The organism is Streptomyces azureus (assembly GCF_001270025.1).
GTDB lineage: Bacteria > Actinomycetota > Actinomycetes > Streptomycetales > Streptomycetaceae > Streptomyces > Streptomyces azureus.
On sequence record NZ_DF968395.1, the window covers coordinates 1 to 268 of the forward strand.

Genomic DNA, 268 nt, shown 5'->3' on the forward strand with positions numbered 1-268 from the left:
CTGACTCACCGCTCTGCGTGGGTCTCCCAGCTGGGCACATTGCCGGTCATCGAGGGCACGGTGATCCGTCTGCAGGTCGAATACCTGCCCAGCGGCGCGACCCCGAAGCCGGTGTGGTTGTGGTGGTCGGGCACCGATGCCACCGACACCCAAGTCGACCTGCTCTGGCAGGTCTTCCTGCGCCGCTTCGACATCGAGCACACGTTCCGGCTGTTCAAGCAGACGCTGGGCTGGACCTGCCCGAAGATCCGTACTCCTGAGGCGGCTG

Annotated in this window: 1 pseudogene; it reads left to right on the forward strand. The window is 65.7% G+C overall.

Annotation, left to right across the window (positions count from 1 at the left end):
• Positions 1 to 268 (forward strand): annotated as a pseudogene (locus AOQ53_RS32890) (NF041680 family putative transposase); the annotation flags it as partial.